This is a genomic window from Paenibacillus sp. RRE4, from assembly GCF_031844205.1.
Taxonomy (GTDB): Bacteria; Bacillota; Bacilli; order Paenibacillales; family Paenibacillaceae; genus Paenibacillus; species Paenibacillus xylanexedens_B.
Window position 1 is genome coordinate 2,505,624 of record NZ_JAUZUT010000001.1, and the last position, 20,587, is coordinate 2,526,210.

Annotated in this window: 20 protein-coding genes; 1 reads left to right on the forward strand and 19 read right to left on the reverse strand. The window is 45.0% G+C overall.

Translation table 11 applies throughout. From position 1 onward, the window contains the following. Positions 1 to 124: 124 nt before the first annotated feature. The 15 genes from Q9R46_RS11260 to Q9R46_RS11330 all read right to left on the reverse strand — a co-directional run bounded on the left by Q9R46_RS11260 (position 125) and on the right by Q9R46_RS11330 (position 13,547). The gene (locus Q9R46_RS11260; RefSeq protein WP_311280104.1) at positions 125 to 547 is read right to left on the reverse strand and encodes a cell wall hydrolase; all 423 of its coding nucleotides are present in this window, start codon (positions 545 to 547) and stop codon (positions 125 to 127) included. A 175-nt stretch (positions 548 to 722) separates the two neighbouring features. After that, entirely contained in the window at positions 723 to 2,483 is a 1,761-nt protein-coding gene (locus tag Q9R46_RS11265; protein ID WP_311280105.1) for a hypothetical protein, read from the reverse strand. 146 nt (positions 2,484 to 2,629) lie between these two features. Further along, positions 2,630 to 3,379 carry an SDR family NAD(P)-dependent oxidoreductase gene (locus tag Q9R46_RS11270; protein WP_311280106.1) on the reverse strand — a complete coding sequence of 250 codons (750 nt, stop codon included), beginning with the start codon at positions 3,377 to 3,379 and terminating at the stop codon, positions 2,630 to 2,632. A gap of 192 nt (positions 3,380 to 3,571) precedes the next feature. Beyond that, positions 3,572 to 3,970 carry a DUF2500 domain-containing protein gene (locus Q9R46_RS11275; RefSeq protein ID WP_145331419.1) on the reverse strand — a complete coding sequence of 133 codons (399 nt, stop codon included), beginning with the start codon at positions 3,968 to 3,970 and terminating at the stop codon, positions 3,572 to 3,574. A 182-nt stretch (positions 3,971 to 4,152) separates the two neighbouring features. Further along, positions 4,153 to 4,764 carry a C39 family peptidase gene (locus Q9R46_RS11280; protein WP_311280107.1) on the reverse strand — a complete coding sequence of 204 codons (612 nt, stop codon included), beginning with the start codon at positions 4,762 to 4,764 and terminating at the stop codon, positions 4,153 to 4,155. Next, the gene (locus Q9R46_RS11285) at positions 4,761 to 5,315 is read right to left on the reverse strand and encodes a GNAT family N-acetyltransferase (RefSeq protein ID WP_311280108.1); all 555 of its coding nucleotides are present in this window, start codon (positions 5,313 to 5,315) and stop codon (positions 4,761 to 4,763) included. Before Q9R46_RS11285 ends, Q9R46_RS11280 begins: the two co-directional genes overlap by 4 nt. A gap of 314 nt (positions 5,316 to 5,629) precedes the next feature. After that, entirely contained in the window at positions 5,630 to 6,196 is a 567-nt protein-coding gene (locus tag Q9R46_RS11290) for a GNAT family N-acetyltransferase (protein WP_311280109.1), read from the reverse strand. 62 nt (positions 6,197 to 6,258) lie between these two features. Then, positions 6,259 to 7,341, reverse strand: coding sequence for a CHAP domain-containing protein (locus Q9R46_RS11295; RefSeq protein ID WP_311280110.1), 1,083 nt, complete (start codon positions 7,339 to 7,341; stop codon positions 6,259 to 6,261). An 85-nt stretch (positions 7,342 to 7,426) separates the two neighbouring features. Beyond that, complete coding sequence (locus tag Q9R46_RS11300; RefSeq protein WP_311280111.1) at positions 7,427 to 7,903, reverse strand: GNAT family N-acetyltransferase; 477 nt, start codon at positions 7,901 to 7,903, stop codon at positions 7,427 to 7,429. 31 nt (positions 7,904 to 7,934) lie between these two features. After that, the gene (locus tag Q9R46_RS11305) at positions 7,935 to 8,714 is read right to left on the reverse strand and encodes an HAD family hydrolase (protein ID WP_311280112.1); all 780 of its coding nucleotides are present in this window, start codon (positions 8,712 to 8,714) and stop codon (positions 7,935 to 7,937) included. A 31-nt stretch (positions 8,715 to 8,745) separates the two neighbouring features. Then, on the reverse strand, positions 8,746 to 9,525 hold the full coding sequence (locus tag Q9R46_RS11310) for a phosphotransferase family protein (protein ID WP_311280113.1): 780 nt from the start codon (positions 9,523 to 9,525) through the stop codon (positions 8,746 to 8,748). A gap of 17 nt (positions 9,526 to 9,542) precedes the next feature. Next, positions 9,543 to 10,115 (reverse strand): histidine phosphatase family protein, encoded by a 573-nt coding sequence (locus Q9R46_RS11315; protein ID WP_311280114.1) that lies wholly within the window; start codon positions 10,113 to 10,115, stop codon positions 9,543 to 9,545. Positions 10,116 to 10,615: 500 nt separating this feature from the next. Then, on the reverse strand, positions 10,616 to 11,635 hold the full coding sequence (locus Q9R46_RS11320; protein WP_311280115.1) for a fibronectin type III domain-containing protein: 1,020 nt from the start codon (positions 11,633 to 11,635) through the stop codon (positions 10,616 to 10,618). Positions 11,636 to 11,911: 276 nt separating this feature from the next. After that, a complete protein-coding gene (locus Q9R46_RS11325; RefSeq protein ID WP_145331436.1) occupies positions 11,912 to 12,121 on the reverse strand; it encodes a hypothetical protein in 210 nt (69 codons plus the stop codon). Between the two features lie 148 nt (positions 12,122 to 12,269). Continuing rightward, on the reverse strand, positions 12,270 to 13,547 hold the full coding sequence (locus Q9R46_RS11330; RefSeq protein ID WP_311280116.1) for a WD40/YVTN/BNR-like repeat-containing protein: 1,278 nt from the start codon (positions 13,545 to 13,547) through the stop codon (positions 12,270 to 12,272). Positions 13,548 to 13,894: 347 nt separating this feature from the next. Here Q9R46_RS11330 and Q9R46_RS11335 point away from each other — a divergent pair, with 347 nt between their 5' ends. Further along, the gene (locus tag Q9R46_RS11335; RefSeq protein ID WP_145331440.1) at positions 13,895 to 14,824 is read left to right on the forward strand and encodes an L-lactate dehydrogenase; all 930 of its coding nucleotides are present in this window, start codon (positions 13,895 to 13,897) and stop codon (positions 14,822 to 14,824) included. A gap of 206 nt (positions 14,825 to 15,030) precedes the next feature. Here Q9R46_RS11335 and Q9R46_RS11340 read toward each other — a convergent pair whose 3' ends face one another. From Q9R46_RS11340 to bcaP, 4 genes are all read right to left on the reverse strand, one after another. Next, the gene (locus Q9R46_RS11340; protein ID WP_311280117.1) at positions 15,031 to 16,254 is read right to left on the reverse strand and encodes a chromate transporter; all 1,224 of its coding nucleotides are present in this window, start codon (positions 16,252 to 16,254) and stop codon (positions 15,031 to 15,033) included. A 177-nt stretch (positions 16,255 to 16,431) separates the two neighbouring features. Next, the gene (locus tag Q9R46_RS11345) at positions 16,432 to 17,367 is read right to left on the reverse strand and encodes a tyrosine-type recombinase/integrase (RefSeq protein ID WP_311280118.1); all 936 of its coding nucleotides are present in this window, start codon (positions 17,365 to 17,367) and stop codon (positions 16,432 to 16,434) included. Positions 17,368 to 17,478: 111 nt separating this feature from the next. After that, positions 17,479 to 18,567, reverse strand: coding sequence for a hypothetical protein (locus Q9R46_RS11350; protein WP_311280119.1), 1,089 nt, complete (start codon positions 18,565 to 18,567; stop codon positions 17,479 to 17,481). A 275-nt stretch (positions 18,568 to 18,842) separates the two neighbouring features. Beyond that, positions 18,843 to 20,252 (reverse strand): branched-chain amino acid transporter BcaP, encoded by a 1,410-nt coding sequence (gene bcaP, locus Q9R46_RS11355; RefSeq protein ID WP_397386342.1) that lies wholly within the window; start codon positions 20,250 to 20,252, stop codon positions 18,843 to 18,845. Positions 20,253 to 20,587: the final 335 nt, after the last annotated feature.

Consider the following 20,587-nt stretch of genomic DNA (forward strand, 5'->3'; position numbering starts at 1 on the left):
CCCCTAATACTGAATTCGCTTGTGCGCCCAATACGGAATTGGCTTGCTGCCCCATAGTTTGAGTTGGTTGATAAGGTGTGTTAATCACGATAATTCCTCCCTGAATATGAAAATTGATAATGAATTAATAGACGTCCGGACAGTCTTCCCCGGTTGGACTAAAGAAACAATGCGCCTTGAAACGTCCCGTGTTGGGCTGGTTATACCACGTTGCCGGACAATCTCCAACCGGTCTGAAAAACCATAACGAGTTGCTCGCCGGCCAGAAACGCTCCCCGTTAATGACCCGTTGTGCGAGCCGAATCTCGGATTGTCTCGCCCGCTGATAGAAGTATCCCTTCTGCGTAGACTCAAAGCCCCCCGGATTTTGAAAGACCATGCGGTTCATATCACGGATGTTGCCAAAATCCAGGCAGTCCGCCAGCACACGATTCACGCCAACATTGCCTACCAGCAACATGCCTTGATCCCCATCACCCTCGGCTTCTGCCCGCATTAGTCTCGCCAAAAGCTTGACGTCCTCCGAGTTGGCCTTAATTACTGCCATCGCCTGTTCCCTCCCTTGTAGCAGCTGTTCATCACCGTACATCGTATTGTGCAGGAGCCTATTCGGTGACACTATTCCAGATTTTTTCCACAAAAAAAGCCCGGAACCTCACGCGAGGTGAAGTCCCAAAGCCTTTTTCTAACACAAATTAATTTTGCTATGCTCTTGAATTCCTTTAAGGTTTGGCTTCAATCCAGTAATCGTAAGCATGGACCAGATTGCCTTGGTATGCTTTGTATTTAGAGAGCAGGTCTGGCAGTTTGATGAGCTGACTCTCCATTTCCTCCGCTCCTTTTTCGTGGAATGAAATATGTGTTCCTTCAAAATTTTCTTTCATTTCGACGGAAATAAGCAGTCGTTTACCCAAACGATCCGCAATCTCCATTTCCTGACTTACAACTGCAGCGATCCCGTTGGAGCCTTCTGCAGAGTTACGGAATGCCATTAGAGATACATGATCGAGCGTATCAATCATAAACTCCGTCACAGAGATATCCTTACCTGGTAGCGGGTAGGTATCCAGCCACACCGCAAGATCCGCACTGGTTTCAAGGTTACTGTCTTTCTTCGTTTCTTTTTGGAAATAGGCGATGTTCGATGCCCACTCGGTCAGAAGCGTATTCCGGTTAGCCTCCCATTCGGGCAACGTATAAGGCTCGATATCCAGATGGATGCCCTCGAACCGCTCGTCCGGTTCCACTTCGGCATTGTAGTTTTTCACATAATCGATCAGTCGTTTGATCCGAGGACGATTTTCCTTTTTGCCCCAGATCGGATGTCCACCCATCGCATGAACTTCGATTCCCTGAGCTTTCGCTCTTTTTACAAAACTGCGATAACTGGAGTAGCGCTGATCCAGATCAAGCCGTACGTATAACCAGTTAATCTTTTGTTGCTTGGCAAATGCGAGAATGTGGTCCCCGCCATCATCCGTCACTTGTGAGGCCTCCCAGATATAGGTGCCGCGAATTTCAGGTGCACTCGCAGGAGGGTTCACTGGTTTCTCTGGCGGTGTCTGTTCTCCTGGCTCCAGTTCGCCCCAATACGTCAAATCATGTACAGCCGAACCGGCATAGGACTTATGTTCCCGAAATGCAGTTGCGACCTCTTGGAGCGCATTCTCCAGCTGCGCTGAGCCTTTGCCGGCAAAACTGGTAAACTCTTCACCTGGCATCGGCTTGGTGTTTACTCCCACGGTAACACTTGTCCCGCTCGCGTCTGCCCACTGCATCTCCTGTTCGATTAAACGAATAATCCCGTTACTTCCTTGTGCATTATCCCGGTAAGCAAGCAATGTCACATGGTCTACATTTTGAATAAACCAGTGTGACAATGCTTCGTTATCTGCATCATCAGCTGTACGATCACCCTTGACCGTGTATGAATCGAGCCAGAAAGGCAGATCGACATGCAAGGCTATCCCGCCATCCTGTTTGGCCTGATTTAAAACCATTTTCATATTACTGATCCAGGATTGCACCAATGGTTTGGCATCTTCCTTCCATGCAGGCAACACGTATGGTTTAACATCCAGATGGATTGCATCAAAACGTTCGCTAGCTTCCACAGCCTGATTGTAATCCTGCACCCAAGAAGTGAATCGAAGCATCGGAGCCTCGCGGCCTTGAACACCCCAGGAAGGATCGCCGCCCAGTGCCTCAATGGAAATACCTTCACGATACGCTTTGGCAATAAATGCTTGATACACCTCTTTGGAGATGGTCGTGTCTACGTTTACATACAGCCGATTTATCTTATGTTTAGCCGCATTTTCCAGCAGCTCATCTCCTGCACTCTTAACAGACTGTGCCTGCCATACCCAGGCTGCCCGTATATCCACATCTTCAGCTGTAGCAGGTGACTTGATCCCGATCATTATCATTCCTCCGATCAGTAATAACAGCCAAAATACTTTCCGGGACGTTTTCCCGAACATACACTCCCTCCATTCCTGTTCTGTTGTAAAATCACATTCATTATAGCAACCGACTTATCAAAAACAAATAAGCCCAAGTGCTTAACTTGGGCTTATTCCAGCTTCGAGGAATATCGAAAGACCGGCTTCGGGGCAACGTCCCGGTTCTAGTCCTCATATATCATTTTTCGGGTCATGCCTCCATCAACTACGAGATTAGTCCCTGTGACAAAGGTATTAGCAGGGTCGGACAAATACAGACAGGCCCTTGAAATATCCGATGGCACCCCCACCCGGCCGGATGGATGTTGCTCATGGTCTTCTGCTTTGAGTTTGGACACATCTCCAGTCTCAATCCAGCCGGGACTGATACAATTGACCCGAATTTGGTCTTTACCAAGTGAGACTGCCATCGCATGTGTCAGCGCCGTAATTGCACCTTTGGATGCGGCATATGCCTCGCTATTCGGCTCAGACATTCGTGCACGAGTCGAAGCCATATTTACGATGGCACCGCCATGTTCATTTTTTTTCATATGCCGGGCCGCCTCCCGACTTGCCAGAAAACAGCTTCTTACATTCGTATTGAGCACATCGTCCCATTCGTCCACCGTTAGCTCATAGGGCGATTTCCACCTGGACACGCCAGCGTTATTCACCAATACATCAACCTGCTTGAACTCTTTCACTGTGGTATCGAATAGTTGCCGAATATCCTGCTCCTTCCGCACATCACACTGCACAAAGATAGCTTCGCCGCCCTCATTGCGGATAGAAGCCGCTGCCGCCGCTCCCTCGGCTTCCTGAACATCGGCAAGCACGACTTTGGCCCCGGCAACCGCATAAGCTTCGGCAACACTACGCCCAATTCCCTGGGCCGCTCCCGTGACAACAACAACCTGATCTGTAAATGACATGACCATCTTCCTCCTCTGGTAAGACTCTCTTTTTAATTTGATATACTTATTACCTTGTTCACTTCTTACCGATTTCCACTAACTCTATACTTATATACAAACACGTTCGCCCCTTTAAGAAACGCTTGTCCCCTAATCCGTCAAAAAAAGCTTACGCCATTCGGGCGCAAGCTACTCCATTTTCAACTTCTTTTAACCTCGTAAACGTTCAGTGTACAGACGATTCGTGCGTTCAAATCCTATATACCGGGTTCCCTTGAAGGAGAGCCGTCCTTCATCCCCCTCGGCACACATACCGTACTCTTCGCCATTCACTTTGAATTCCAAGCGGTCACCGCTCTCTACTTCAAAAGTGACGTAATACAACGTTCGTGCGGCATTTGCGGTGCCGGATTCGGAAGGCGCCTGGCTCATCTTTACCCGTCTGCTGGTGATGCGAGAGTGTACGGTCAGCAGAGGCTCTGCATTGTTGCGCCCCCACCTCCATACTTCTTTGCCCATTGATAACAGCACGATACCCAGAATCAGGACAAATGCCACCGGAAAGACGGTTCCAAACAAATCAAACATCCAGGATGATTCAATGCCCATGTCTCTCCCCTCCGTTCATACTTCGGACAGCCGGAGTCTTGACCCGTCTTCTGTAATGTATATGCGGACGAACACGGAACTTGTTAACCTGATGAAATATTTACATCGTATATCGTAGGTGGAGCACCGATTATATTATGAACATACTCAGCCATGCTTCAACCGTTTTATAGCACAATTTATTACGCGAATTTATCTAAAGAATCAGGTTTGGGCTCAATCACGATATAAGAGTTGCGGCTGAAAGGCAACCATGTGTTCCATAACGATTCCAGTTCATTTACGCTTATCTTCCGGTTGTACTGCGCTTCGTCACAATTTCGCTTGAAATCCAGAGACTCTGCCAGATAAAAATGAGTTTCGTCATACCCGACAACAGGCACAAAGTGCAAAAATCGCCGGTCCGAATGAACCCTGATGAACAGAATGACAGGCACGCCGCGGCTGATCTGCTTTCTTAACGTAGTGACATTACCACGCAAATACGTGGCAGAGTACCCGAGTTTTTTGAAAAAAACAATGATTGCTTTTGGATAAAAGGTCCCATCCAGTAATTTGCGCGGATACCTCCGATAAAGCTCATCTCCTTCGGATTCGGTACCGAAATGTCTTAACACATATGCGCTGGAAAAAGCAGCACATTCGACGTTCTTCTGTACCTCCGTCCTGTTGGGGGACGAAATGAAATATGTAGTGGGCACTTTGACGCTGTACATATGATCTTTCTTCGGAAGACTGTAATAGCGATAAATTAACCAAATGATTGCCAGCCATATGATGGTGTTGAATATCATTTCGAACCTTCCTCCTGCCAATCACTGGACAATAGGCTGTACGTCACAATGTTCTCATAATGATCATATAACCACTGAGCCTGTCTGGATGTGCCTTCGTTTTTAAATCCGATCTTCTCAGGGATGGATCTACTTTTGTTGTTGTTCTCTGCGCATTGAATCACAATTCGGTTTAACTTCAGTTCATTAAATAGATATGTACTCAATTTTTGAATAGATGTTGTGATGATGCCCTTCCCTTGAGCCGATTCCGATAGGAAATATCCGATGCTCGTCGCTTTGTTTTTCCAATCGATGTAATGCAAACCTACCATGCCAACCAATTCTTGGTTATACCATACTCCTGCATCGAAACCATTTCTTTCTTCGTAGTTACGTGTCCACATTTCAATAACAGTATCCAAATCCTCAGGAGATTGTCTTTTATCAACCCACAACAGCCACTCTCTTAGAATCACTCGGTTCTCATCAATTAAGGAGTATAGTTCATCTCGATCTTGTGATTGTATAAGCTTTAACTGAATAGAATCATTGACTTTAAAAGGGAGCATGTAACCCCTCCAATCATCCTTCTATGTTACCTTCTGAACGTTTTTTCCATTCAGATATAAGACTAGTCTACCAATTCTTCCTTACCCACTACTCAATCTGTTTCGTAGCTTCTTCGGAAGACAGGTTCGTTGTATCCACCGTCGGCATCGCCGGGTCGAAGGCTTTATCCGCGTTCTGCAAAGACATCAAATTCAGGAAAAAGCTTGCGAACAAGCGATGACACCGCTGTTTTTCCCGTACCGCTCGTACCTGTGATTACAAATAAAGGTAGTTTACTCATTAGAGTATTCATCCCGTTGTCGTCTTATAAGCTCTAATCTCGCTGTGAATCACTAGATTTCCACTCATCGGCCCTTAGGCCGTACATCACTCGATGTAGAAATCTCCCATTCAAAAACTCGTAATCTCGCAACTCGCCTTCACGTTGAAAATTCAGCTTCTCCGGTATGGCACGACTTCTCTGGTTACCAGTTGCTACACCAATCTCCACTTTATTTAATCCAAGTTGCTCAAATGCGTGCTGAATAAGGACCTTAACTGCCTTCGTTATGAGTCCATTCCCCTCATATTCCTGGCCCAGCCAATAACCAATTTCAGCCTTTCTGTTACTAATGTCAATGTCACAATATCCAATCGAACCTGCCAGTTCGCCTCGAAACCAGATCCCTAACCAGTATCCTTCCTCCTGCGCGTAACGCAGACGAGTGCGTTCGATAAAACCCGCTGAATCCTCTTCAGTCAAAGTCATATCAGGAATCCTGAGCCAGGCTCCGAGATGTTCCCGGTTACGATCAATTAACCGAAATAACGCTGCAGCGTCATTGGATGTAAACAGCGAAAGATACGCTGTATCTGTTCGGTCTAAGGCATGTTTGAACATAATTACCCCTCCACATATTTATTCTACAGCCTCCTTAATCTGTTACCAGCCAGCTTCAAATCTTAAATCGGTTTATATTCCCCTTCGAAATGAAATTGGTAGTCATCATTGATTCGAATGTATCCAAGAATACTGTCACCTCTGGACCTGTTTACGATGCCCGAGTAGTTGTGATTATCCACGTTTCCTTCTGCGACGAGTAAGTGATCACCCTCACAAGACAAAACGATGCCAATGTGATCATGCGAGTCATCGGACAGCAGTTTTTCGTATACGACCAAGTCACCACGCTCTGGCTTGAAACCGTCTTCCTCATCAAGATAGAAAAATCCAGTTTCAGGTAATCTCGACCAGTCCAGCCATGCTCCAACTCCAGCTAAACGATACGTCTGGTTAGGATAACGAATAGGTAGTTTAATACCAACCTGCATACAGCAATGATACAAAAAAGCCGCGCACCAATTAGCCTTGAGTATCGAGTGGATATCGGGGTCCGGCCAATACTGGCAAATCTCCCGAAAGAGTTCATCCTCTGGAACTCCGATAATCTTTTGCTTGGCCAACTTTTCTGCAACATCAGCAAGGGCTAAGCGTCTTTGTTCGTAACCCTGTTTTTCTACCGTTGAGCCAGTGGAATCCGTTTCATCTACCTCAACCGTCATTCCAAGCTTATGTAATACATGATGCAATCTGACCTTCTCCATTTTGGTTGCAGTACTCTGTTTTACAGGGGAGAAGTTCATTTGTAACTGGATCGCATCCTTTAAAATCTCTTCGTACGGCCCCTGAACCTGCTGGCATGCCTCTTGAACAAAAATCGAATTCAGTATGATACTCAACTCTTCCTCACTGAATAGCTGTAAACCCCGGAGTAGCTGCCTTGCAGTATCTGCGCTATTAGGACCTGGGAAAACATTGATCCCGGTTCTGTAAAGGTAACATCCGTGAAGCAAACCTGTGATCGCAGCCAGTTCCTGGTTTACTCCTCTTCGAGTCGCAAGCAAGGAAGCGAAACTAGACACACCAACAAGTTGAATCCACACCTCTTCTTTACCCATGAATCCTTCGTGAGACATTGCGCGAATAACACGTGCCACTTCGTCTATTCTATTATTTGGGGTTCCTATAGTACCACCTGTGTTCATCTCATCGCAACCCTTCAACAATCTTGTGTGTCATCCGACTCGCAACAGCAAAGTTAACAACTACGTGGAGCGAAGCAAACCAACACTACAGCAGTTTCTTTTTCAAATCCATCCGTGTGTACGTTTTCTCGTAACTTGAACCATCTTCATTATAGTAGTTAGCCTGCTTGGAGTAAGGCTCAGAGATGGCATGATAACCGTGCTTCGAGATCAGCTTGACCATTTTAGGATTTTCGACTGGATCAACACTTACGAACATTTCGTGATAACCCAATTCTTTTGCACATTCTTCCCTATACCGGATCAATGCTGATCCAACACCCTGACCTCGATATACTTCCTTAACGTACAGATCACTTAATTTAGGAACCAGCTTTCCTTGTAATTTAAGAACACCAAACCCCAAGATGGCCCGATCCTCATCATCGGTTTCAGCAACAGCTACGATGATTTCTTTATTTTCCTGCTGTTTCATGTAGGACATGAATAAATCCTCGTTATTACGAACAGAACGGAGTCCTGCGATATCCCTAACAACAGCTGTTCTTATGATATATTTCATGGCTCTGTACCTCCACATTCCGTTCACTACATCACTGACAAAGTCTCTCCAAAATAACAGCTACCCCGTCATTTTCATTCGTTTCTGTTATCTCTTTGGCTCTGCATTTTAAATCCCGGGTGGCATTCCCCATCGCCACAGGCCAACCACATTGATCAAACAGACCGATATCGTTTACATCATCCCCAAACACCATCACATCTTGCATTGCAACACCCATGGCATCACAGATCACAGAGACGGCATGTTCCTTGGATGCATTCAACGCCGAGACTTGTGTTAATTCACCTTGATCCGTGACCAATATGTTCAACTTTCCTTCAAAGCGTTCTTGAAAAGCCATCCGGTCCAGATTGCCTGTGAAAAGGATCTTAGATGCTTCTTGCTGTTTAAGCTCCATCAACGGCCTGACCATCGGCTGGCCTTTTACTTTCATGATGGTCTCTGCATCATAGGGCTTCAAACTCATCCATACATCCCTCACTTCTAAACTAATGTCCAGATCCGGATTACATGCCAAACAATAGTCTAGAACCTCCGCAGTTAACGCAGGTGTGATTCCAATGTGATTTTGTTTTCCAGTATGTCTGCAATTTGTATACGCGCCGTTATAATAGACAAATGAACCAAGCTTCAGCAATTCTTCGGGCAAAAAAGCTTTCACCGCCCTCGGTGGGCGCGCCGTCGCAAATATGAATTTCATCCCACGATGGGCACAGTTCAAGATCGCCGTTATGTTTCTCTTGGAAACTTCTTTGTTAGCCTTCAAAAGTGTTCCATCCAAATCTACAACAATTAACGGGAATTCCATGGCACAGCCCCTGTCTCACTTTTGTACACTTTTAGAAAAAGTTATATATTCCATCTTCGAAATATCGATATTCTTCTTCCGTTAATCTCCGTTTGCCATACGCATCATAAAAGATATCTTTGTCCCGCTCAAGCTCGAATGCATTCGTTTTCGGCCGAATGGCTAAGGCCACGTCATACCGGGGATCACCATAGGTAGCGCCCGCCCAATCGATTATTCCCACGACTTCGCCGTTATGGACGAGTACATTATCGATAGTGAAATCACCGTGAATTAAGGTAGGCTGCACCGGACTTGGTCGGTTCTTTTTCAAACGAGTGAGCAATTCTTCGGTTCCGTCTACTGTATAATGAGCCAGATTATACTCCGCCTTGGCTAGCATTGTATCGAGCCAAGTAGACTCCGCACGTTGCCATTCCATTGGACAAGGGCATTCATGTAGCTTTCTCAAGGAACGTCCGAAGCTGGTAATTGCCTTTTCCTTATGCTCTTGAGCCGGATGGCTGGCAAGAAATTGCCTCAACGAGATTCCTTCCACATAATCCATCAATAGCCATCTGGAGTGATTCTCTATGTAAAATAAATGCGTTTTCGGAATAGGGATTCCTGTTCCTTGAAGAAGCTGCATCGCGATATATTCGTCCGATAACCATTCATTGTAGAGTTCATGCTCTGTTTTTTTGATAACATATCTCTGACCTACTGTCTCCAGAACGGCAACGGTAGACGTGTGACCTTGCCTTGGAAACGTAATTCGCTGTACCGTTCCAATCTGCCCCAATATCTCCGATGGAATATCTGCGAGTTGCAAGGGAGTTCCTCCTCCGTTTAAGTGAGATGTTTAGTACAGTTATAGAGCGAGCAATCCCACCGAGGAGTTCCGCTGTGCAAGTGAGTTACCGATGTGTTTGACAGATTTCCATGAATATCCATATGAGCAAGAAGTTTTTTCATGGTTAGACCGAGAAATGCTCCGTGACTTACAACTAATATGTTCTCACCTGAATGTCGGTTAGCTAACTCGGCAAGGCACTGCTTTCCCCTTTTTACAATCGATTCATGAGATTCAATCCCCAAATCCAGCTTGGACCAGCCATAACCCCAACGATCTACACGTTCCTGCTCCGTCGTACCTTCAATCTGTCCGCCGTCCATCTCGCGTAACCGTTCATCCACACGTATTTCAATCGACTTCGCTTCGCCAAGGATAGATGCCGTTTCCAATGCTCTCGATAAATCACTTGAATAGATGTAATGCCATTGCTCCGATCGAATTCGCTCAGCAAGCAAATGTGCCTGTCTTCTCCCCTCTGCATTGAGCGGGATATCAGTGTGTCCTTGTGCCCGATATTGATCGTTCCAGTCTGTCACGCCGTGACGGATAATTCCTAATGTAGCCATATGTATCCCTCTTTTCTAGAACCGTTCATTCATTCCTGCATCTATGTAAAATGAAGTCTTTACACGTATTTGCTGTTCGTCAATGGGAGCTATGTAATGGCTTTTTCATTGATGTAGAGATTTATTAATTTATATAGAAAATTAATGTTCCAAATATAGATAGAAGTGAAACAGAGTACAATATCCATTTACTCACACGATCTTTGTACCTGATAAACATACAAATCATACCAATCCACACAATGAGCAGTTGCCATAAATTCAAAATTGATCCCTCCAATACAACAAATGATGAAATGGATTATTTACTATACTATCTAGGCGAATAGTTACGTGGTTTAATACCCATTTTCACTGAGCCTCGAAGATGTCTTATTTACCATTTTATGTTATGAAACTAATGGGAGCAAGCATTGTTAAATAAATAAATATATATTATACACGACATGTTTAGCTTCCAAAAAATGCCCCATCAACCTAAGTTGATGAAGCACTCTTCATTAATATTCACTTACCTCAAATGTCAGGATACGATCAAACAGGACGTAGTCCTTGCGGCTTTTAAAAGGTCCTCTGTTATTATCATGCTTATCAATGGCATACGATGCTTTTCCGCTACCTGCTTGTTTTGTTTCATACCAATCAATAAAGCTGTTAACTTCTTGCATGCTCAGGTCAAATTCCTTTTCAAGACCTGTATTCATCGTAACTACCAAGATTGCACGGTTGCTAGAGGGTTGCTCTGGTTCCACAACAGTTCCTTGCGGGATAGCTGAGGCTTCGTTAGACGGTTGGAACTCTATTCCATTTACAATGGCTGTTACCACAAAGTAATATGTAGTTCCATTGGTCAAACCTGGTATAACAAAGTTTCCATATTCATCTTTAGTGGAATTTACAGTTTCTGTATAATTTCCAGACTCCGTACCAAATCTCACAATGTAACTTTCTGCATTTTTAATCTGATTCCAGTTAAGTGATACTTGACCATCACCAGCAATTGCTACTAAGTTAATTGGATAACTAGGTTTCTGAATATTTAAATCAATTGCGTCAATTGTAACATTTTTAGCCGTTTCAAGATTTTTTACTGTGACAGTATGTTCACCATAAGGTAGGTTTAATTTTTCATATAAAATTACTTGTCTGTTATCCTTTAATTTAACTCCTGAGTATAGTTCTGCAATCCCGTCTGTTGTTACCTCTACAGAAGTGCTTTCGTGTGCTTTAAAACTTGAAGCAATTAGTCTGAATGCATTTCCAGTAAACTTAAATGAGTATGTACCAGTCTTAGTATACTGCTGAGTACCTTTATAGTTTAAAGCTGCTGTATCTGTAAACCATGAACCTCCAAATTTTAACATGGGATCTAGATCATCGTACCTTATCCATCCAGGCTCAGGTGAAGTCAATTGATCTCCAACAGATGCTGCGGACGCATTCGAATTTAACAGTCCAAAAGACAGTAAAACTAATAAACTAAACAAAAAAACTATTTTTTTTAACGACTCGATCTTCATAAACTATTCCTCCTGAAATGTTTTCTTTCAACAGAATTAAAGATATAACGACTTGTATCCCATGTCTAAACATTAACTTGCTGATCTATAAATATCATCTAAATTTTTGCATTTTTATTTTTTTACTGGATAACAACAGAAGGAACAAAGGTTACTCACCCTACTATCTTGTTGTATTGCAGGTTATGTGATTTTCCTTTGCTTTTTCAAAAAGAAAAACCCCCTTTCGGGGGTCAATCGTTGATACAGCGCTATTTTCATCTCCACTTTCTTTCACTAGGCGTACATCATGTCCATGAATCCACGGGTTACATCTACGCCTTCTGCTTGTTCCGGCTGCTCTGTCTCTGCATGTGCAGCCATGCAAGCTTTCACGGCTTCTTCAGTGGTGCACCGATTAGCATCGTCACATGTGTAGCATAAGTGAAGCATGTATCTTGTTAATTCATCCGCCTGCGTGAATTGAGTTTGACCGTTGGTTCTCATCTTCATCACTCCTTTTCTTCTTGAGTTAAATATAACATCATCTTCACGATTTAATTGTGATTTATTTCACAATGTATCAAAAAATAAAATAAAAATAAAGGGAAGCCTCATCCGAGGTTTCCCCTACACTTTTCACAATAGCGGCATATTAAAGTACTTTCCAATGTTCTCCGCCATCTACAGTTTGCAATAGCAACGATCGTTTGGCATCGGTATTCTCCACCAAGATCCAGCCGAGGCTCGGCGATACCATCTGCATTTTCACAATTTCAGGATAATCTTTGAAAATCTTTTCTAAAACACTGCTCGTTGGATAGGCTGTCCACGTCTTGCCTGTATCTTTCGTATAATACATAATGCCCTTCTGCATCGCCCAACCTTCGGACGGACTTAGAAATACAGGCGCCAGGTTGCGGTTAATCCCTGTTTGCTTATCCAGGTTGAATGAATACGGCTTCCAGCTTACACCACCGTCTGCTGTGAAGAAACCGCTGAACGTTATGCTCTCTCCGCTGGCACAGGACATGGACATCCAGGCCGACTTCGCTTCACGTCCAAAAAATTGAGGTGCATTAATCGTGAAATTACCGCACGCTTTGAATTTATCCCGGTTGAAAAAAGAAGAACCCGTTCGCCACTGCTCACCACCATCTGATGTCACATACAGCTTCGGTGTACCGAACTCTATGGCACTCAAGAATCCATGCTTGGAGTCTGAAAATGTCATGCCCGTGGTGTAGCCACGTCTTGAAATTTCACCCGTTTGGGATTTATCCTTGTCATCACTGGAAGTCATCCGCTCCCAAGTTGTACCTCCATCCTGAGTACGATACAGGTTCTTGTCCTGTTTACCGATTCCCGTATCGAGTGTCGTCAGAACCCAGCCTTTCTCGGGAGAGACAAAGGATATCGCTGTTACTTTATCCGTCTTCGACAAGGAAGACAGACTCCAGCTCACGCCTCCATTATTGGTACGAAGCACAATCGTATCTGTGCCCCCCATCCCCTCTCGGACAATCCAGCCATGCATACGATCTACAAAATAAATACTTTCTCCATATTTCGGATTAGCCGGAAATTGCACATTCTCTGACGGCGAAATGTTTGTCCAGGTTTTCCCCCGATCCTGAGTGTAATAAAGCCGGAGCGCATTACGCGTAACTCCCCAGGCCAGGCCGCCGTTATCATTAATGAGTTGAAAATCGGTCAAACGTGTCTGAATTTGATATTTGGCCATCTCCGTTGCTTCGGTGTTATTGTTTGTCGGAGGTACAACGGTAAGGGTCTGACCCACGTTACCGCTGTCATCCTGTTCCTGTGGTTCTGCAACTGGCTGCTGTTCCGTTTTGGTACATGCAACCAGCAACATCATGATGCCTATAGACAGCAGGGCTGTCTGCGCGATTTTTTTCCATTGCAAACGCAAGTGGGTTCCACCTCTCTCATTCATCAGACAGACGCGCATGTCTCTGTGACGAAGTTATATTTACGATTCATCAGAATCCACTGCTCCTATTCTACCACAAACTTCGACCTAAAGGCTCACACCGTCGGGGAACCTGACGAATGTTGAATATACTTGCCGATCATTGTCCTTAATTAAAAAGGCACAACTAATTTATTTAGTCGTATGAAGTCCATTTATTAACCTTTTTAGCGAATTTCCTAGGTAAATGGATATATTGTGAAAAAAGTTATAGACAAAACTCGCTTTATCTCCACATATCCCTTAATATGGATGGTAGTATACCCAAAAAGGAGAGGATAAAGTTTATGACAACAAGTACAGCATTGAAGCCCAGTCGTGTCGTTATTATCGGCATGGGTGCGGTAGGAACAACAACGGGATACACGCTAATGCTCAGACAGCGTTCGTCCGAGTTGGTATTTGTGGATGTGAATCATGACAAGGCAACCGGCGAAATGCTGGATATGAACCACGGTTTACCATTTACCGGGGGAGTTAAAGTGTGGGCAGGTGACTATTCCGACTGCAAAGATGCCGATATCATCATCATTACTGCGGGTGCTTCACAAAAGCCGGGCGAGACTCGAATTGATCTGCTGAAGAAAAATGCAAGCATTTTCAAAGACATCATTGATCGAATTACCGAAGTCAACTCGCACGGTATATTATTGATTGCTACGAACCCTGTGGATATCTTATCCTATACGTCCTGGAAACAAAGCGGCTGGCCGGCATCCCGGGTCATCGGCTCAGGTACGTTGCTGGACAGCGCACGATTCCGTTATCTGATCGGTAAAAATAAAGGCATCGATCCTCGTAGCATTCACGCTCACATCATCGGTGAACATGGCGATTCCGAAGTGCCTGTCTGGAGTCTGGCAAACGTTGCGGGAACAGACCTTGAACTGGACGAAGAAACCCAACAAGAGATTTTCAACAGCACCAAAAATGCAGCTTACGAGATCATTAATGCCAAAGGAGCCACTTCCTATGCCATCGCCTTGGCGCTCGATCGTATTGTCGCTGCCATTCTGGGTAACGAAGGCTCCGTTCTGAATGTTTCCACACTGCTTGAAGATTATAACGGCGTTTCTGATGTATATCTGGGTGTACCTTGTGTCGTAGATCGCCATGGTGTGCGTGAAATTCTGCCTCTTCCGTTGAATGAAACCGAGAAATTGGCCTTTCAGGCATCTGCAAACAAATTAAAAGAACAGATTGCCGGACTGGAATAACATATACTCTTATCCATTAAAAAAAGACCATCCAACAACTCTGTATGGAGTTCCGGATGGTCTTTTGATATGACGTGACAAGGCGTTCCACTTCCATACAAGATCATCGTTTAATCTCAGCCCGTTCATGATTATCATTAATTATTTTAATCTTTAACTTTATATCATGCCTTTGTTTACATAACAATAATGGCGGAAACTAAAAATTAAATTTGATTGACAATCATACCTCCAAGGATACCTAATAGAACAATGATCCATGGTGGACATTTCCAGAAGTTTAGCAGCACAAACAAAATACATACTAACGCAAAATCAGCAGGTGACAACACAGCCGTTGTCCACAACGGCTGATAGAGTGCGGCTAACAGAAGACCTACGACTCCTGCATTGATTCCAGCTAACGCTCCTTGCATATGCGGATTACCGCGAAGTACATTCCAGAAGGGCAACGTACCGATAATGAGCAAAAATGCAGGTAAAAAGATAGCTATTGTAGCAATAAACGCTCCTGCTCCGCCCATTGAAACGGCCCCAAGATACGCGGCAAAAGTAAACAAGGGGCCTGGGACCGCTTGTGTTGCCCCATATCCAGCTAGAAAGTCATCTTTGCTCACCACACCGTGAGGTACGAGTTCCTGCTCAAGCAATGGCAATACGACATGTCCCCCTCCGAATACCATGGAACCTGCTCGGTACATCGAATCGAAAAGAGCGATCCACTCCATATTTATGGCCTGCCGCAGCATCGGCAACAGGATAAGCAGACCTGCAAAAGTGATTAAACACAGCACAGCCAAGCTACGACGGATGGGGACATTCATTTTGATAACTGGAGTGACCGGAACATCGCGGTACATCCACCAGCCAATGAAACCCGAGAACAGGATCAATATGACCTGACTATATGGAACTGTCCATAGTAAAGCCGCTGTAGCCACTAATACAGCGATGGTAATCCTCACTTTGTCCGGGGTAAGCTTCTGAGCCATGCCAAGAATGGCATGAGCAACAATTACCACTGCTACGATTTTCAAACCGATAATCCAACCCGCATGGCCCACATCGTAACCTTTTAAAATAAAGGCAAATAACACCAATACGAGCACCGACGGAAGGGTGAATCCGATCCAGGTCATTAATCCACCAAGCAGTCCTGCACGCATGACACCGATACCAATTCCCACCTGACTACTTGCTGGTCCCGGGAGAAATTGACACAAGGCCACAAGATCAGCATAACTCTGCTCGTCCATCCATTTTCGTTTGCGTATATACTCATTATGAAAATAGCCCAAATGCGCTGTCGGACCTCCAAAGGATGTAAGTCCCAGCTTGGAAGCAACCATAAGCACTTCCCACAGCGCACGCCATCGGTTTCGTGTAACAGCCTGATCTTGATCATTCGAAGCAGGATTGCCCGTCTTCATGCTCGCCCATCTCTCCTAGCAGGTCATGTGTTGTTGTCCAGATTTTTTTGGATTCTCTTTACCAGAGGTAAAAATCTGGTGATAAGCGTAGGCTTACGATGTAGCTTTCTTTCAGAAAGTTTTCAGGCGAAGGCTTCGCTTTTCCAGAAAAGTTCAACTCATATTGTTCATTTTATACTAATTCGTCGCTTCGTTAACCGGAAGTTTGACATCCAGCAAAGCCATCGCCTCTTCTTTTTCCCGGCTGGTAACATGAGTGTATACCGTTGTCGTTTGAATGGAGGCATGTCCAAGCAGTTCCTGTACCGTGCGCAGATCTGCTCCGCGCCGCAACATCATGGTCGCGAACGAGTGACGCAGCTTATGGCTGGAATAGCTCTGGCGCTGATGAACAGGAGCTTCCTGCTGGAAGCGTTCGAAGGTTTCGGTTGAGATGAGTTGTATGCTACGAATGGACAGGCGTTTTCCCTTTTGCGATACAAACAGAGCTTCTTCCTTCTCACCCCGCCACGGATTCAGCCGCTCTTCAAGAGCCTGAGACAGCACTTCTGCAACCGTTTCAGGAACCGGGATCGATCTCCATTTCCGCCCCTTCCCGAATACATCGAGCGTGCGTCGCTCGGGGTTGTAGTCTTTACAATTGAGGGCATGGACTTCTCCCACCCGAAGTCCCATATAACCCATTAGCAGGAACAGCGCCAGGTTGCGAGTGCGATATTTCCCTTCGACGGATGCCAAAAAACGTGTCAAACCGCTTTCGTCCAGGAATACCGGAGCACGGTTTTTCTCGGTTTTAGACTTTTTGATACCAGAAGCCGGATTGCTCGCCAGCACTTCGAGTTCAATGAGAGACTTGTAAAAGCAGTTGACTGCCGCGTGTTTACGGTTTCGGGTAGCATCACTCACGCCACGCTCTCGTGCACGAGACAGAAAAGCAAGCACATGCAACTTCTTCACCTGCTCCAGCGATTTTCCCTGAATAGAAGTAAGGAATTCTATTACATCCCCCGTGTAGGATTTGACCGTATATCCGGTGTATCCGGCATCCTTCATCCAGATATGAAAGGCCTGCAACTCATCCCCATACTGCTCCTGAACCTCTTCATTGATCATCTGCTTCTTCACCTCCATTAACTTCTCTTGTACTGACAAACCTGCTGTACTGACTGACGTGAATGTAATGTACTTCTATCTCAAAATCTGTTTACTGCAGAACACAGATGCTTAACTTAGTGGAAAATCAACCTCTTCGACAATCACGACATCAGCCATCAGCAAAATCATCTCCGGTTTGCCCTCACGACGTGTGAGCACAAACGATGGGATCGGATTTTCATGAAGCTCATTGACCGATTCCGCCACCTGAACATACAGATCCAGAAGAAGTGTCTCTCCTTCGCCTGGAATATCAATAACTGGCCAATCTTTGCGAATGCAATCCGCCCAAAAAGCCAGCTCATTCGCTGGAACAATGCTTAACTGCTGTACCTTGGGATCAATAGGATATATTGCTTGACGCAAGGGTTCATCCCCGAGCTTGTCCCAAGGTAGCGCATCAAAAGCGTGCTCGCTTGGAGGAGAATAAAGGGAATAACACCATGGAGTCATGCCCCACACAACGACCATCAGCCCTTCTGCAAGCAATACATCCAGGTGACCTTCCGTGAAGTGTTCAATTAAATTATGATTACCTGGCCCAAGCAATTCCTCTACTCGCTTCGCGAGACGATCCAGATCCGCCAGAATGAATCCTCTTCGGCCATAGGAGTCGAACACATGATGATTCCGAGTCCATGGTGCAGATGGTAAATCGAGTATCGGGGCATCTGCCGGGAACAGTGTGATATGTACGGTATCCACTTGTGCGTATTTCACCATCGCTAGCTGTTCCGGTTCTAACGGTCCTTCTGCGATTCGGGGTGTTTTGCGGTGCAAAGCCACGCGAACCTCATAATCACCCTCTTTATAAGGCGCGAGATCAAGTTCAATCGGATAACCTATGCCTTGAATCGAAGCTATAGAAATCTTGCTGTTCTCCGTTAGACGAACCGCGTATTGTACGTAGGATATTTCGGCTCCATACAGAACATCAGCATCCTCACGGTGCACAGGTGTCTGCAATAGCTGGGCGATCACGGAAATTTTGCGACCATCCTCCAGATGTCGCTGCGGATCGATGTCCAACTGCAAATTATCTGTTTCATCCTCTTGTGATATGATCAGCTTCGCCTCAGCGAGAACGGTTGAATCCGCAAGTGCAAACCCAAAATGCGACGAGTGTTCATTAAAATCGTTATGTAATGGTTCTTTCATAAGTTAACCCCTCTCTTCGGTTCTGGTTGCAGATCACACCCCCAAATATATTTCATATTTGGTTCACCCGCAACCCCGAACTGCTGATACATGCAGCATGTTTCCTTTATCCTTTACCCATGTGAGTCACAAATCTAACTCAGCAAACTTCTTTTAATCGTTAGTTTTAAACATCTCTTTTTAACCAACGACTCCTATATTGTTGCACAAAAAAATCCCTGCTCCTTCGCTTGGCGATTGGGGAGCAGGGAAAGATTCAAAGCTTATTTTTCAATTCACTTCCGCCGAAGTGGATTCAGATGACTATGATGACGACCATAGGCAAAATAAATGATTAATCCGACAATCAGCCAGCCAAAGAACGTAATCCATGTCAGAGCAGCAAGGCGAGTCATCAAATAGAAACAGCCGAGAGCACTAAGAATCGGAACCAATGGTACCAACGGAACACGGAAACCCCGTTTGAGATCAGGATTATTTTTACGCAACACGATAATCCCGATACTCACTACAGCAAATGCAAACAACGTACCGATGTTCGTAAGCTCTGCCAGATGGCCAAGAGAGATAAAGCCGGAGAACAGTGCAACGATGATACCTGCGAGCCAGCTACCCACTGCCGGCGTCTGACTTTTACCACTTACCTTGGAGAAAACGGGAGCTAACAATCCATCACGCGACATGGAATAGAGCAGACGGGTCTGACCATACATCATCACGAGCAATACCGTTGTAATTCCCGTAATGGCACCAAGGGATACAATCCATGACAATCCGTTTAGTTGAACAAATTCAAAAGCAAACGCAACCGGATCACTAACATTCAACATGTTGAACGGCACAATACCCGTGAGAATCAGAGATACTACAATATATAGGACAGTACAAATGGCTAGGGATGCAATAATACCAATCGGTAAATCCCGCTGGGGACGTTTCACCTCTTCCGCTGCAGTGGACACAGCATCAAATCCGATATACGCAAAAAACACTGTTGCTGCACCCGCCGTTACACCTGAGAAGCCAAACGGCAAGAACGGATGCCAATTTGCTGGCTGCACGTAAAAAACACCCACACTGATGAAGATCAGTACAACGATGATTTTTATCCCTACCATGACTCCATTCGCTCGTGCAGCTTCCTTCACTCCCCGAGTCAACAGGAACGTAATAATTAACGTAATCAGAGCGGCTGTAATGTCAAAATACGTCCCTTTTTCCGGATTAAACGCACTGGTTAACGCATGAGGCAACTCTAGTCCAAAGCCGGTTAATAAGGTCTGAAAATACCCCGACCAACCGCTGGCTACCGCCGCACTCGCAAAGCCATACTCCAGAATGAGATCCCAGCCTAGAATCCACGCGATCACTTCACCAAATGCGGTGTAGCTATACGTATAAGCACTTCCGGATGCCGGGATGGTAGAAGCGAATTCGGAGTAACATAGAGCGGCAAATGCGCAGATGATACCTGCTAGTAAAAAGGACAATACCAGTCCAGGCCCAGCATACTTGGCAGCTGCCACACCTGTCAGTACAAATATGCCTGTACCAATAATGGCTCCTACGCCAAGTGTTGTTAAGTCGAAGGCACTAAGTGCTCTCTTTAACGCACCGCTTTCATTCGTTTGGCTGGCAATCGGTTTTTTGCGAAATAACACACTCATTTTTTCATTTCTGCTCATACGCATGTTCCTTTCATGGTGAATCTCGAATGTGTTGCCGCGTAACTACGACGAAATAAAATTTCTCATCTGTTCTACGAAAAACTCATTTGTTCTATCTTATCCATCACCTATAAAAACCTATCGAATTCTACACGTTATCGCGTTGAATGATTAAATTTATTTTTGGAGATGGCTTATTTTGACCTTTATGCACGAAAAATATCACGTTCGGTTGCCTATGCTCCAATATGAAAATGGATTTAAATAAAAACTGCGTATAATTTATATTATGCGCAGTTTTTTGAAGGCTTTTTATAGTTCTCAAACTAACTTTTATTGTTGTTAGGTGAACT

Excerpts from the sequence above, each read along its gene's own strand:
- Q9R46_RS11260 (WP_311280104.1), bottom strand. The coding sequence starts at position 547 with ATGGCAGTAATTAAGGCCAACTCGGAGGACGTCAAGCTTTTGGCGAGA.
- Q9R46_RS11265 (WP_311280105.1), bottom strand. The coding sequence starts at position 2,483 with ATGTTCGGGAAAACGTCCCGGAAAGTATTTTGGCTGTTATTACTGATC.
- Q9R46_RS11270 (WP_311280106.1), bottom strand. The coding sequence starts at position 3,379 with ATGTCATTTACAGATCAGGTTGTTGTTGTCACGGGAGCGGCCCAGGGA.
- Q9R46_RS11275 (WP_145331419.1), bottom strand. The coding sequence starts at position 3,970 with ATGGGCATTGAATCATCCTGGATGTTTGATTTGTTTGGAACCGTCTTT.
- Q9R46_RS11280 (WP_311280107.1), bottom strand. The coding sequence starts at position 4,764 with ATGATATTCAACACCATCATATGGCTGGCAATCATTTGGTTAATTTAT.
- Q9R46_RS11285 (WP_311280108.1), bottom strand. The coding sequence starts at position 5,315 with ATGCTCCCTTTTAAAGTCAATGATTCTATTCAGTTAAAGCTTATACAA.
- Q9R46_RS11290 (WP_311280109.1), bottom strand. The coding sequence starts at position 6,196 with ATGTTCAAACATGCCTTAGACCGAACAGATACAGCGTATCTTTCGCTG.
- Q9R46_RS11295 (WP_311280110.1), bottom strand. The coding sequence starts at position 7,341 with ATGAACACAGGTGGTACTATAGGAACCCCAAATAATAGAATAGACGAA.
- Q9R46_RS11300 (WP_311280111.1), bottom strand. The coding sequence starts at position 7,903 with ATGAAATATATCATAAGAACAGCTGTTGTTAGGGATATCGCAGGACTC.
- Q9R46_RS11305 (WP_311280112.1), bottom strand. The coding sequence starts at position 8,714 with ATGGAATTCCCGTTAATTGTTGTAGATTTGGATGGAACACTTTTGAAG.
- Q9R46_RS11315 (WP_311280114.1), bottom strand. The coding sequence starts at position 10,115 with ATGGCTACATTAGGAATTATCCGTCACGGCGTGACAGACTGGAACGAT.
- Q9R46_RS11320 (WP_311280115.1), bottom strand. The coding sequence starts at position 11,635 with ATGAAGATCGAGTCGTTAAAAAAAATAGTTTTTTTGTTTAGTTTATTA.
- Q9R46_RS11325 (WP_145331436.1), bottom strand. The coding sequence starts at position 12,121 with ATGAGAACCAACGGTCAAACTCAATTCACGCAGGCGGATGAATTAACA.
- Q9R46_RS11335 (WP_145331440.1), top strand. The coding sequence starts at position 13,895 with ATGACAACAAGTACAGCATTGAAGCCCAGTCGTGTCGTTATTATCGGC.
- Q9R46_RS11340 (WP_311280117.1), bottom strand. The coding sequence starts at position 16,254 with ATGAAGACGGGCAATCCTGCTTCGAATGATCAAGATCAGGCTGTTACA.
- Q9R46_RS11345 (WP_311280118.1), bottom strand. The coding sequence starts at position 17,367 with ATGATCAATGAAGAGGTTCAGGAGCAGTATGGGGATGAGTTGCAGGCC.
- Q9R46_RS11350 (WP_311280119.1), bottom strand. The coding sequence starts at position 18,567 with ATGAAAGAACCATTACATAACGATTTTAATGAACACTCGTCGCATTTT.
- bcaP (WP_397386342.1), bottom strand. The coding sequence starts at position 20,252 with ATGAGCAGAAATGAAAAAATGAGTGTGTTATTTCGCAAAAAACCGATT.